This window comes from Burkholderia sp. MSMB1835 (assembly GCF_001526365.1).
Lineage (GTDB): Bacteria > Pseudomonadota > Gammaproteobacteria > Burkholderiales > Burkholderiaceae > Burkholderia.
In genome coordinates this window covers 163,419-176,278 of the sequence record NZ_LOYP01000043.1, presented here as the reverse complement: position 1 = coordinate 176,278, position 12,860 = coordinate 163,419, and the positions used below count along the sequence as shown (strand labels likewise).

Here is a 12,860-nt window from a genome sequence, read left to right as displayed (position 1 = left end):
CGGTGTTCTCCGTCTTCAGACGCGCGCCGCGTCGTTGGCAACTTCGGCGGCCACTTCGCGCACGTTCAGCGCCTGCGGCGGCAGCGGGTCGTGCGGACGCGTCTCGAGCCAGAAGCGATACATCAGATTCTTCGCGGTATCGAGACGATACGTGCTCGTCGCGCGCATGTCGGACAGCGGCTGGTAGTCGCGCTCGAGCGCCTGCATCGCGGCCTGCGCGGTGGCTTCGTGCCACTGTGCGCCGTCGAGCACGGCTTCCGTATGCGTGGCGCGCTTCGGCGTCGCCGCCATCCCGCCGAACGCGACGCGCGGCTCGCGGATCGTGTCGCCGTCCGCGATGAACGCGAACGCCGCGCACACGGCCGAGATGTCGGAGTCGAACCGCTTCGACAGCTTGTAGGTGCGGAACTGCAGCTTCGCGCGCGCGCCGGTGCGGGTCGGCACCTTCAAGCCGACGACGAACTCGTGCGGCGCCATGTCCTTTTGCTGATAGCCCGTGTAGAGCGCCTCGAGCGGCAGCTCGCGCACCGTGTCGCCGCCGCGCAGCACGACGCGCGCGCCGAGCGCGATCAGGCCCGGCATCGAATCGCCGATCGGCGAGCCGTTCGCGACGTTGCCGCCGATCGTGCCCGCATTGCGGATCGGCAGCGACGCGAAGCGCTTCCACATCTCGGTCAGCTCCGGGTACGTGCGGGCGAGTGCCGCATAGGCCTTCTCGACCGTCACGCCCGCGCCGATCTCGATCCAGTCGTCGCCGTCCACGACCTGCTGCAGTTCGGCGATCTGGCCGACGTAGATCAGATCGTCGAGGCGGCGCATCTGCTTGGTGACCCACAGGCCGATGTCGGTGCTGCCCGCGAGCATGCGCGCGTCGGGACGCTCGACCTTCAGCGCGGCCAGCGCGTCGAGCGTGCGCGGCGCGGCGAAGCGCGCGCCGTTGGCCGCCGTGTAGTCGAACGTGTCGTCGCGCTTGAGCGATGCGAGCGTGCGGGCAAGCGCCGCCGTGTCGACCACCGGCGACGGCGCCGACGCGCCTTCGCCGGCCGCACCTTCGCCGGCCGCGTCGAACATCCGCACCGCCGCATCGACGATCGGGCGATAACCGGTGCAGCGGCACAGGTTGCCGGTCAGCGCATCGGCGATCTCGGTGCGCGTCGGCACGTCCTTCGCCTTCGCGCACGCGTTGCCGCAGCCTTCGTGGCCGTGCTTCTCGTACAGCGCCCACATCGACATCACGAAGCCGGGCGTGCAGAACCCGCATTGCGAACCGTGGCAATCGACCATCGCCTGCTGCACCGGATGCAGCGCGCCGTCCGGCTGGCGCAGGTCCTCGACCGCCAGGAGCGCCTTGCCGTCGAGCGTCGGCAAGAACTGGATACACGCGTTGACGGCCTTGAACTCGACCGCACCGGCGTCGGTCAGTTCGCCGACGACGACCGTGCACGCGCCGCAGTCGCCTTCCGCGCAGCCTTCCTTGGTGCCGGTGCAATGTGCGTCCTCGCGCAGGTATTGCAGCACGGTGCGGGTCACGTCCGCGCCGCTCACTTCGCGGATCGCGTGACGATGGTAGAAGCGGATCGGCTCACTCATGTCTCGGTGTTTCTTCAAATTGGGGGGCTAGGCGGCCTGCGCGGAGCGCTCGACCGACGTTTTTCCGACAGTTTGCACGCTATCACCGTCAAATTCCGCAACCCATAGCCCATCACGCATGCGGCTCATATAACTGCCGCGATATGCGCGCCCGACCGCCCGCGCCCCTTGCCGCACGGTGCGCCGCGTCCGTTTCCGGCGCCCGCGACCGCCGGTCGTCTTCACGAACGGCAGGCAGTTAACTAAACGGTACCTGCGTGAAAACCGGTTCCATGGGAAAATCCCGATTCCCTTTTCCGCCGTTTTCCGTCCGATCCGTCATTCGTTCCGACCCCATGTCAACCGATTCCGCCACACCGCCGCACAGCGGGTTCGCGGTCACGCTGCAAATCGTGTCCGTCGTCTGCTTCACGTTCATCTGCTACCTGACCATCGGCCTGCCGCTTGCGGTGCTGCCGGGCTTCGTCCACGACGACCTCGGCTTTTCCGCGATCGTCGCGGGCGGCGCGATCAGCGTCCAGTATTTCGCGACGCTCGCATCGCGACCGCTCGCCGGGCGCCTCGCCGATACGCTGGGGCCGAAGCAGACGGTGCTGCGCGGGCTGGTCGGCTGCGGCGTGTCGGGCGTGCTGCTGCTCGTCGCGCTGCTGCTCGCGCACTGGCCGGTCGCGAGCCTCGTGCTGCTGATCGCGAGCCGGCTGGTGCTCGGCGTCGGCGAAAGCCTGTGCGGCACCGGCGCGATCCTGTGGGGCATCGGCCGGGTCGGCGTCGCACACAACGCGAAGGTGATCTCGTGGAACGGCATCGCGACCTACGGCGCGCTCGCGCTCGGCGCGCCGGTCGGCGTCGCGATCGCGCATACGCTGAATCCGGCGCTGATCGGCGTGATCGTGATCGCGCTGGCCGCGCTCGGCTTCTACCTCGCCCGCCTGATCGCCGCCGTGCCGCTCGTGCACGGCGAACGGATGTCGTATGCGAGCGTGTTCACGCGCGTGCTGCCGCACGGCCTCGGCCTCGCGCTCGGCTCGGCCGGCTTCGGCTCGATCGCCACGTTCGTCACGCTGTACTACGCGGCGCGCCACTGGCCGAACGCCGCGCTGTCGCTGACCGTGTTCGGCACGCTGTTCATCGGCGCGCGCCTGCTGTTCGCGAACACGATCAAGACCCACGGCGGCTTCCGCGTCGCGATCGTGTCGTTCGCGTTCGAATGCGCGGGCCTCGTGCTGTTGTGGCTCGCGCCGGTGCCGCACGTCGCGCTCGTCGGCGCGGCACTGACGGGCTTCGGCTTCGCGCTGATCTTCCCGGCGCTCGGCGTCGAGGCCGTCGCGCTCGTGCCGCCCGCGAGCCGCGGCGCGGCGCTGTCCGCGTATTCGGTGTTCCTCGACCTGTCGCTCGGCATCACCGGCCCGCTCGCCGGCTATGTCGCGGGTGCGTTCGGCTATCCGCAGGTGTTCCTGTTCGCGGCGGTGGCGGCCGCCGGGGGCGTCGCGCTGTCGATGGTGCTGTATCAGCGGCAGGCGCGCGTGGCGGGAAGCGGCGCGGCGGCCTGAGAGACGCGACGCGCGTTGGCGCACGCACAACGCGCATCACCGCAGCAGCACGTTGAAGTCCCGCAATACGCGGGCCGCATCGGGGTGATGCCTGAACGGAACGGCGTTCCCGAGCGAGAGCTTGTGCTCGGCACGATCGAAGAGCACGAGCGCTTCCGACGTGTTGAGATGGCGCGACATGTACAAAAATCCGTCGACGCGACGGGGATGCCGGTGGACGGCTAGCGACCATTGTTGCGGCACGTCGTACGGCACGATGGTCGACAGCGCGCCGTCGCCCCCGAGGTTTTTCAGCGGCAAGCCGTGCAGGACGGCCACGGTCAGCGGCGCGCCGTCGAATGAAAGTACGTGGCGATCGAGTTCGGTCGTCACGAGCGGAAAACCGCCCAGCACCAGATCGGCGACTTCGTCATGCAGCACCGTCTCCGCGAACGCGCAATGCAGATCGAAGCCGAAATAGCTGGTGCCGTACCCCCGCCGCTTGCGCGGATCGTCGAAACGATTGCCGCCCGACTTTCCGAAGTACGGCTCGCCGGTCGCATATCGCGAGATGCGCACCAGCGTTGCCGGCGCGACCTCGCGGATGACAAGCGCCGCGCTCGCGAAATGTTCGCCCGGTGCCGTCAGCAAGCGCGGCTCCTAGCGTTCGCGGAATGCCGCAGCGGCACGTTCGACATCGTCGAGCTTGCCGCGCGACAGCGCGACGAGCGGGGTGACGTTGCCCAGCGACGCCTTGGGCGTCGTGAAGAACTGCCATTTGCTCCAGCCGGGCAAATCGCCAAGACACTGCGTGACCCGCCCCAACGTCTTGCGATCGACGTCTCCCGCCAGATAGAAAGCCGGATAGTACTGTGCGGCGCCGACATCGACCGCGAAGATGCGGCCCGACCCGACCGCCTTGCTCAGCGCCTGCCGCGTCATGCCGAGCCCCGTCCACGTCTGCGCGGCGGACAGCAGCCGGCCATCGGCAACCAGCGCGCGCCGTTCGGCCTGCACCTGCCGCTCGAGATCGGCGACGCCGGCATCCGCGCGTGCAGCCGTCCCCCGCTTCTGCCGGCCGGCCGGCTTCCTGTCGCGTGTCGCGGCAGCGGCGATGCCGAAGGTGATCGTGCCGGCCAGATCGATGACCTGCGCGATGCCCACCTTGAACAGGTGCCCCAGTTGCTCGTCCGACAGCGCGAGCAGTGCGCGGGCGCGATCGGGGCCGAGCATGGTCGCGGCGCCGACCGCGCTGCGCAGCGCCTCCTCCGTCTCGACATCGAGAACCGCAGCCGCGCCTTCGAACACATGAGCTTGCGTGACCATCCTGACCTCCTGATCCAACCGGACGATCAAGCGTAGCCCCGAATCGAAACCAAGTCAACCAAGTCAACCATACGAATCAGCTTTCCGAGCCTCCGGCAGCGCCGTCGGCATTGCGTCACACCGTCCGCAGAAACAACCGGCGCGTGAGATCGAACGCGACGAGATTGCCGGCCACCACGAGCAGCAGCCCGATCACCGCGAGCGGCGACCACCGGTAGCCCTCGAACACCGTCGACACGGCCAGCGCGACGATCGGGAACAGCACCGTGCAGTACGCGGCGCGCTCCGGCCCGATCCGGCCGACGAGCGTCAGGTAGGCGGTAAAACCGATCACCGAGCCCGGCACGGCCAGGTACACGAGCGCGCCGAGATAGCGCGGGCTCATGTCGAGCGTGAACGGCATGCCGGCCGCCGCGCTGCCGACGGTCAGGATCGCCGCGCCGATCAGCATCGCCCAGCCGTTGGTCGCGAGCGGGTGCAGCCCCATCGACTGCATCCGGCTCGACAGCAGGTTGCCCGCCGAGAAACACATCGTGCCGGCGAACGCGATCGCGAGCCCGATCCACGTCGCGTGGTCGTCGAGATGGCCGGCCATCTGCTGCCAGAACAGGCATGCGATGCCGGTCAGGCCGAGCAGCGCGCCCGCGATCGCCGACGGCCGCAGCGGGCGGCCCATGAACAGCCGGCCGTTGATCGAGTTCAGCAGCGGCGCGGTCGAGAAGATCACCGCGACGAGCCCGCTCGGCACAACTTGCTCCGCATAGTAGAAGCACAGGAAATTCAGGCAGAACAGCGCGAAGCCCTGCGCGACGAGAAAGCGCCACGCTTCGCGCGGCGGGCGCACCGGCCGGCGCATCACGCGCAGCAGCGCGAACAGCACGGCGGCCGCGAGCCAGAAGCGCCATGCGATCGACACGGGCGGCGGCACCGAGCCGAGTTGCCACTTGATCGCGATCCAAGTGGTGCCCCAGATCAGCACGGTGACGAAATAAAGCGACAGGTTCATGGCGGCAATTCGGGAAATCGGGTGAATCGGGATCCCGACTATGCCGCCGCCCCGCGCGTGCCGATTGTCCGGAATTGCGGTCTTTTTCGGGACGCCGCACACGCCGTCGCGCGGCCGCTTATACTCGGCGCATCATGAGTCTCTCCCTCTGCGCCCCGCCCGTCGACCGCGCCGCCGCCCTGGCCGGCGGCGAGCTGCCGTTCGGCCTGCAGTCGGTCTGCCGCACCCTCGCCGACGCGAACGCGACGCTCGAGCGCTTCGCATGGCTCGGCGACCATCTCGCGATCGCCGAATGGACGCGGATCACCGACGAAAGCGAGACGATCTACGAGCAGCCCGGCCACCACACGCTGTCGTGCTACCTCGACGGCGGCTACCGGACCGAGCGCCAGCGCGTGCCGCGCTACGGCGCGCCGAGCCTGCTGTGCGCATTGCCGGGCGACCATGAATCGCGCTGGTGGGTGCGTGGCGAAATGCATTTCGTCCACCTGTATTTCCTGCCCGAACACTTCACGCAGCGCGCGATCCGCGAGCTCGACCGCGAACCGCGCGAACTGAAGCTGGCCGATCGCACCTATTTCGAGGATGCGCGCGTCGCCGCGCTGCTGCGCTCGCTCGCGCTCGACGGCTGGGACGATGCCGACGACCGGCTACGCGCGAACGAAACCGCGCATGACGTGCTGAGCCTGCTGCTGCGCGGCCAGAGCACGACGCGCACCGACACGTCGTTCCGCGGCGGGCTCGCGCCGGCGGTGCGCCGCCGCGTGCGCGACTACATCGACACGTACCTGACGCAGCCGCTGACGCTCGGCGAACTCGCCGAGGTCGCCGCGCTGTCCGAATACCACTTCTCGCGGATGTTCCGGCTGTCGTTCGGCCGCGCGCCGCACGCCTGGGTGGCCGAGCAACGGCTCGCCCGGGCCCGCGAGCTGCTGCGCACGACGGCGCTGCCGCTCGCGCAGATCGCGGCCGACTGCGGCTACGCGAACGCCGGCCACTTCAGCCATCGCTTTCGCGACGCGCACGGCACGACACCGAATACGTACCGGCGCGCGATGCAGGGCCGCTGAGCGCGGCCCTGTGCCGCCTTTGCGCGCTTACGCGCCGCGCCGCGACAGTTCCTGTTCGAGCGCGGCGACACCGGCCGGCAGGTCGACCGGCACCTTCAGGTCGACCATCGTGCGACCGAACGCATGCAGCGTGCGGAACAGGTTGTGTTCGCGGCACTGCTCGCCCATCTGTCCGATCCGCACGATCGGCAACCCGAACGACCCCGAGATCTCGACCTGGTACTGCTTCGAGATATGGCCGCAGACCATCCCCGGCGTGAGCCCCTCGGGCGTCTCGATCCCGACCACCGAATTGAGCCGGCAGTCCTTCGGCGCATAAAGCTTGAGCCCCATCGATTCGACGCCCGCCTGCAGCGCCAGCGAGCAGCGCAGGTGGCGCGCGAAGCGGCTTTCGAGCGTCTCCGCGCAGACGAGCCGCAGCGCCTCGTGCAGCGCGAGCACGCCCGACACGGGCGCCGTGTAGTGATAGCCGGCGTTGTGCCAGAAGTTCTCCGCGAGCGCCATGTCGAGGCACCAGTGCGCATTCGGCTCGGGGCGCTGCTTCATGCGTTCCCACGCGGCATCGGAAAACGCGATCAGCGACACGCCCGGAATCGACGACAGCCCCTTCTGGCCGCCGGTGATCACCGCGTCGATGCCCCACGCGTCCATCTCGAGCGGCATCGTCGACAGCGTGCACACCGCATCGACGACCACCAGCGCGCCGGCCGCCTTCGCGAGCGCGGCGATGTCGCGCAGGTCGCGGTTCCATACCGTGTTCGACGTCTCGCCCTGCACGATCGTGACGATCTCGGGCCGCTCGCGCGCGATCGCGTCGGCGATCTCGTCGAGGCTCGCGACCGCGCGGTCGGCGACTTCGAGCGTCGCGACGTCGGCGCCGACACGCGTGGCCATCTCGGCCATCCGCGCGCTGAAGAAGCCATTGCGGATCGACAGCACGCGCGTGCCGCGCCACGCGAGGTTCGAGATCGCCATTTCCATCGCGGCCGAGCCCGGGCCCGCGACGCCGAGCACCCACTTCGTGCGGGTCTGGAACACGTAGCGCGCCATCTCCTTCACCTGCTCGATGATCTTCGCCATCGTCGCGCCGAGGTGATTGATCACGATCGTGTTCGCCTTGGCCACGGCGGCCGGGATCGGAACCGGGCCGGCCCCCATCATCAGCAGCGGTTCTTCGGGCAGGATCGCGTCGAGCGGCACGACGACGGGACAGGGAATCGGCGAATAATCGATGGACATGGCTGGAAAATGATGAGGGAAGAAAAATGCCCGGACGCCGGCGGCATGGCACGGCGAACTGTCGATCATTCCGCGTTCCGCCGCCCCGCGCAAGAGGCACGCACGTCCGGACAGCGCGACGCCGGCCGGTCGCCGGACCGGGCCAGCCGGTCGCGCCGCGACCTGCCGGATTGAAAAAGGGATTGCCGGCCGTTTCCGAAACGGTTCCATTCGGGTTCCGCCCGCACGATTTTCTCCGCCAATATCGGCAACGGTTCGCCGAAACCGCCGGTTCAGCCCGATTCTCGGATCGAACGAAATGGAGCGGCCACCTGATACAAATCGCGGAGCGAATTCGATACACAAAATCCGAACGTGGAAAAAACATCCATTATTGCGGCATGTATTGGGGAGCGACGCCGAAATCGCCCTGTCACGGTTCGCACGAATTTAGCCCAACACGTTGATTGGAATAGGTAATCCGGGCCACCTCGACGCATATTCCAATATCGCGCCGTTTTCCCCCTGGCGTTCTTGCTGCATTGCAGCGTTAAACCGGTACTCGCGATTTCGATTTTACGCAAGCCGCCCCTTTTCTCAGGTTGACGGATATCGGTTCCGTATTGAACAATCGTCTGCGGAATCGAAATTCGATTTTCGATACGAGGGAGAGCTGGGGCCGCGCAATGCGCTTTCGATGTCGTGCGGCGATAAATCACAACCAAAATCAATCAACCGGGCCAAAAATACGCAAGCCATGAACCAGATTCAGACCATGCGTGTATTCGTCTGCGTCGCCGAACAGCAAAGCTTTCGGCGCGCGGCGCACCATCTCGGCGTGTCCAATGCGCTCGTCACGCGTTCGATCGCGATGCTCGAGGGCCATCTGAACACACGGCTGATCCATCGCACCACGCGCAACCTGTCGCTCACCGAGGCCGGCGTGCGCTACCTCGATGGCTGCCGCGCGCTGCTCGAGGAATTCGACCACCTCGAATCGTCGGTCGCGCATGCGGTGCGCGAACCGGCCGGCACGCTGCGCGTCGTCGCGTCGGGGCTGCTGTCGCCGCTGGCGCTGACGCCGCTCGTCAGCAGCTTCCGGCACCGCTATCCGGAGCTGCGCGTGCAGCTGACCGTCGCCGAAGGGCCGCTCGACGTGCTCGATTCGGGCTACGACGTCGGCATCGTCACCGGCACCCGGCTCGACGGCAACCCGTCGCTGATCGGCCATGCCCTCGCGCCGAATCCGTTCGTCGCGTGCGCGGCGCCGGCCTATCTCGACCGTCGCGGCGAGCCGCGCGTGCCCGACGATCTACCGGGCCACGACTGGGTCACGCTCGCGCCGCACCAGCACGCGCCGACGTGGCAACTGGTCGGTCACGACGGCGTCGCCCATTCGGTCACGGTGCGCCCGGCCTGCACGGTCAACCAGCTCGCGCTCGTGCAGGCGGCGGCCGTGGCCGGCGCCGGCATCGCGGTGCTGCCCGAGCCGTGCGTGGCCGACGCGCTCAACCACGGCACGCTCGTGCGGCTGATGGCCGGCTACCGGATCGACGATCCCGACGCGCAGTTGTCGCTCGTCTATCCGAACCGCCAGTACGTGCCGGCCCGCACGCGCAGCTTCGTCGAGCATGCACTCGAGCACTTCGGCGCGTCGTCCGCCCGCGAACGGACGGACTACGGCTTCCTGCGGCCGGCGCGCGGGCCCGAACACGCCGACATCGTCACGGGCCTGCAGTAAACTGCGCGCGTCAGCCATTGGAGGTGCAGCGTGCGCGTGATCCTGTTCAGCAGCCGGCAGTACGACGACGATTCATTCACCGCCGCCAACCGGCAGTTCGGCTATCGGCTGCACTTCCAGCCGTCGCACCTCGACGCGGAAACGGCGATCCTCGCGCACGGCTATGACGTCGTCTGCCCGTTCGTCAACGACACCGTCGATGCGGCCGTGCTCGAGCGGCTCGCCGACGGCGGCACGCGGCTGATCGCGCTGCGCTCGGCGGGCTTCAACCATGTCGACCTCGCCGCCGCCGAACGGCTCGGCGTCGCGGTCGTACGCGTGCCCGCGTATTCTCCGCATGCGGTCGCCGAGCACGCGGTCGCGCTGATCCTCGCGCTCAACCGCCGCCTGCCGCGCGCCGTCGCACGCACGCGCGAAGGCGATTTCTCGCTGAACGGCCTGCTCGGCTTCGACCTGCACGGCAAGACCGTCGGCGTGATCGGCACCGGCATCATCGGCAGCGTGTTCGCGAAGATCATGATGGGGTTCGGGATGCATGTGCTCGCGCACTCGGTGCCGCCGTACAACGATGAGCTGATCGCGTTCGGCGCGCGCTACGTCGAGCTCGACGAGTTGTTGCATCACGCCGACATCGTCAGCCTGCATTGCCCGCTGCTGCCGTCGACACACCACCTGATCAACGAACGCACGCTCGCGCGGATGAAGCACGGCGCGATGCTGATCAACACGGGGCGCGGCGGCCTCGTCGATGCGCAGGCGCTGGTCGACGCGCTCAAGAGCGGCCAGCTGGGCCATCTCGGGCTCGACGTGTACGAAGAGGAAAGCGGGCTCTTCTTCGAGGATCACTCCGACCTGCCGCTGCAGGACGACGTGCTCGCGCGCCTGCTGACGTTCCCGAACGTGATCGTCACGTCGCATCAGGCATTCTTCACGCGCGAGGCGCTGGCCGAGATCGCGCACACGACGCTGCTGAACATCGAGGCATGGCATGCGGGCGCGCCGCAGAACGTCGTCATGCCAAACCGTTGAAAAACAGCCCGTTTGACGGCCAGCAGCGCATCCGCAATCGTTTGCTCTTGCCCGTTGCTGCGCACCGCACCCAACCTCGTCAACAATTCAGCGCATTGTTTCGCCCGAAGTAACGTTTCGTGCGCGCCGTCTGTTATCGTTGCGCCGACGTCCTTCCCTGCCTTTGCCGCTCATGCGTTTCGACGATTCCGACATCGCCGCCGTCTATCGCGCCATCTTCGAACGGCGCGACATGCGCCACTTCACGCCGGCGCCCGTCGATCCGGCCGTGCTCGCGCGGCTGCTGCGCGCGGCGCATCACGCACCGAGCGTCGGCTTCATGCAGCCGTGGCGCTTCATCCGCGTCACCGATCCCGCATTGCGCACCGCCATTCACGCGCTGGTCGAGGCCGAGCGCCGCGCGACCGCCGACGCGCTCGGCGAGCGTCAGGACGAGTTCATGCGGCTGAAGGTCGAGGGCGTGCGCGAATGCGGCGAGCTCCTGGTCGTCGCGCTCGCCGACGGCCGCGAGCGCCATGTGTTCGGCCGCCGCACGCTGCCGGAAATGGATCTGGCATCCGCCGCGTGCGCGATCCAGAACATGTGGCTCGCGGCGCGCGCGGAAGGCCTCGGGATGGGCTGGGTGTCGCTGTTCGATGTCGATGCGCTGCGCACGCTGCTGCGAATGCCCGACGGCGCGAAGCCGATCGCCGTGCTGTGCGTCGGGCACGTCGATGCGTTCTATGCGAAGCCGATGCTCGAAGCCGAACGCTGGGCCGCGCGGATGCCGATCGAAGCCTGCCTGTTCGAGAACGGCTGGGACGCGCCGGCGGCGATCGACGGGGCCGGATCGGCTGCGTCGCCGGCGGATACCGAAATGAAAAAGAATTCGGGCGCGATGCCCGACGGAACGCCCGAACGCATCGCCTGATGCACGGTTCGGCAGCCACCGTCGCGCCGCCGCCGAATCGCCGCCGATCCAACCGGAGGAGCCTTCCGCCCGCCGCCCCGTCGCACGCCGGCAACAACTGTTTTGGCCCCAAGCATAGGGGTTTTCACTGAAGTAGAATCGCGGCTGACGTTCGCCCGACCGACCGCCCGTCCCGCGCATCCCGCGCCTGGCTCGAGCGGCATCCTTTCCCGAGCCTACCGCGATGCCCCTGCCTCTTTTCGCCCTTGCCGTCGCCGCATTTGGAATCGGTACCACCGAATTCGTGATCATGGGCCTACTGCCGAACGTCGCGCGCGACCTCGGCGTGTCGATCCCGGCCGCCGGGATGCTCGTGTCGGGCTATGCGCTCGGCGTGACGGTCGGCGCACCGATCCTCGCGATCGTCACCGCGAAGATGCCGCGCAAGCGTGCGCTGATGGGCCTGATCGGGCTGTTCATCGCAGGCAACCTGTTCTGCGCGATCGCGCCCGGCTACGGGGTGCTGATGGCCGCGCGCGTCGTCACCGCGTTCTGCCACGGCGCGTTCTTCGGGATCGGCTCGGTCGTCGCGAGCAACCTCGTCGCGCCGAACCGCCGCGCGCAGGCGATCGCGCTGATGTTCACCGGCCTCACGCTCGCGAACGTGCTCGGCGTGCCGCTCGGCACCGCGCTCGGCCAGGCGTACGGCTGGCGCGCGACGTTCTGGGCCGTCACCGGCATCGGCCTCGTCGCGGCCGCGGCGCTCGCGGTATGCCTGCCGAAAAACCTCGCGATGCCCGACACCAGCATCACGCGCGAATTCGGCGTACTCAAGCACCCGCAGGTGCTGATGGTGCTCGGCATCAGCGTGCTCGCGTCCGCGAGCCTGTTCAGCGTGTTCACGTACATCACGCCGATCCTCGAGGACGTGACGGGCTTCTCGCCACGCCAGGTCACCTACGTGCTGCTGCTGTTCGGCCTCGGCCTGACGGTCGGCGGCACGCTCGGCGGCAAGCTCGCCGACTGGCGCCGGATGCCGTCGCTGATCGCGACGCTCGCGCTGATCGGCATCGTCCTCGCACTGTTCGCGGGCACGATGCACGTGCCGTTCGCCGCGCTCGCGACGATTTTCGTGTGGGGCATCCTCGCGTTCGCGATCGTGCCGCCGCTGCAGATCATGATCGTCGATCGCGCGAGCGACGCGCCGAACCTCGCATCGACGCTGAACCAGGGCGCGTTCAACCTCGGCAACGCGACCGGCGCGTGGCTCGGCGGCATGGCGATCGGCTCCGGCGTGTCGCTCGTGAACCTGCCGTGGGTCGGCGTCGCGATGGCCGTCGCCGCGCTCGCGCTCACGCTGTGGTCGGCGTCGCTCGAACGCCGCCCGGTGGCCGTGCCGACCGAGTACGTATGACATAACCCTCATGCGATCGTTGCGGACACAACGCCATCCGAACCTGAT

At 68.2% G+C, this 12,860-nt stretch carries 11 protein-coding genes; 6 read left to right on the top strand and 5 right to left on the bottom strand.

From position 1 onward, the window contains the following. Nucleotides 1–15: 15 nt before the first annotated feature. A complete protein-coding gene (gene xdhA / locus WS96_RS19630) occupies nucleotides 16–1,590 on the bottom strand; it encodes a xanthine dehydrogenase small subunit (RefSeq protein ID WP_059834693.1) in 1,575 nt (524 codons plus the stop codon). Between the two features lie 335 nt (nucleotides 1,591–1,925). Between xdhA and WS96_RS19625 the strand changes: the two genes are divergently transcribed. After that, entirely contained in the window at nucleotides 1,926–3,140 is a 1,215-nt protein-coding gene (locus WS96_RS19625) for an MFS transporter (protein ID WP_034206545.1), read from the top strand. A gap of 36 nt (nucleotides 3,141–3,176) precedes the next feature. Here WS96_RS19625 and WS96_RS19620 read toward each other — a convergent pair whose 3' ends face one another. The 3 genes from WS96_RS19620 to WS96_RS19610 form a co-directional block, all read right to left on the bottom strand. Continuing rightward, nucleotides 3,177–3,770 (bottom strand): RES family NAD+ phosphorylase, encoded by a 594-nt coding sequence (locus WS96_RS19620; RefSeq protein ID WP_059834691.1) that lies wholly within the window; start codon nucleotides 3,768–3,770, stop codon nucleotides 3,177–3,179. A 9-nt stretch (nucleotides 3,771–3,779) separates the two neighbouring features. Beyond that, on the bottom strand, nucleotides 3,780–4,445 hold the full coding sequence (locus WS96_RS19615) for a hypothetical protein (RefSeq protein WP_059834690.1): 666 nt from the start codon (nucleotides 4,443–4,445) through the stop codon (nucleotides 3,780–3,782). Between the two features lie 115 nt (nucleotides 4,446–4,560). Then, complete coding sequence (locus tag WS96_RS19610; RefSeq protein ID WP_059834688.1) at nucleotides 4,561–5,451, bottom strand: DMT family transporter; 891 nt, start codon at nucleotides 5,449–5,451, stop codon at nucleotides 4,561–4,563. A gap of 134 nt (nucleotides 5,452–5,585) precedes the next feature. On the opposite strand from WS96_RS19610, the gene WS96_RS19605 reads away from it, so the two are divergent. Continuing rightward, entirely contained in the window at nucleotides 5,586–6,521 is a 936-nt protein-coding gene (locus WS96_RS19605; protein ID WP_059834686.1) for a helix-turn-helix domain-containing protein, read from the top strand. Between the two features lie 27 nt (nucleotides 6,522–6,548). Here the strand turns inward: WS96_RS19605 and WS96_RS19600 are convergent, their stop codons facing one another. Then, nucleotides 6,549–7,760, bottom strand: coding sequence for a pyridoxal-phosphate-dependent aminotransferase family protein (locus WS96_RS19600; RefSeq protein WP_034206542.1), 1,212 nt, complete (start codon nucleotides 7,758–7,760; stop codon nucleotides 6,549–6,551). Between the two features lie 736 nt (nucleotides 7,761–8,496). Between WS96_RS19600 and WS96_RS19595 the strand changes: the two genes are divergently transcribed. The 4 genes from WS96_RS19595 (at nucleotide 8,497) to WS96_RS19580 (ending at nucleotide 12,812) form a co-directional block, all read left to right on the top strand. Then, nucleotides 8,497–9,480 carry a LysR family transcriptional regulator gene (locus tag WS96_RS19595; RefSeq protein ID WP_059779369.1) on the top strand — a complete coding sequence of 328 codons (984 nt, stop codon included), beginning with the start codon at nucleotides 8,497–8,499 and terminating at the stop codon, nucleotides 9,478–9,480. 30 nt (nucleotides 9,481–9,510) lie between these two features. Then, the gene (locus WS96_RS19590) at nucleotides 9,511–10,509 is read left to right on the top strand and encodes a 2-hydroxyacid dehydrogenase (RefSeq protein ID WP_059834684.1); all 999 of its coding nucleotides are present in this window, start codon (nucleotides 9,511–9,513) and stop codon (nucleotides 10,507–10,509) included. Nucleotides 10,510–10,681: 172 nt separating this feature from the next. Further along, nucleotides 10,682–11,419: a 5,6-dimethylbenzimidazole synthase gene (gene bluB / locus WS96_RS19585; RefSeq protein ID WP_059834682.1), complete on the top strand. Its 738-nt coding sequence runs from the start codon at nucleotides 10,682–10,684 to the stop codon at nucleotides 11,417–11,419. 223 nt (nucleotides 11,420–11,642) lie between these two features. Beyond that, a complete protein-coding gene (locus WS96_RS19580) occupies nucleotides 11,643–12,812 on the top strand; it encodes an MFS transporter (protein ID WP_059834680.1) in 1,170 nt (389 codons plus the stop codon). Nucleotides 12,813–12,860 lie beyond the last annotated feature (48 nt).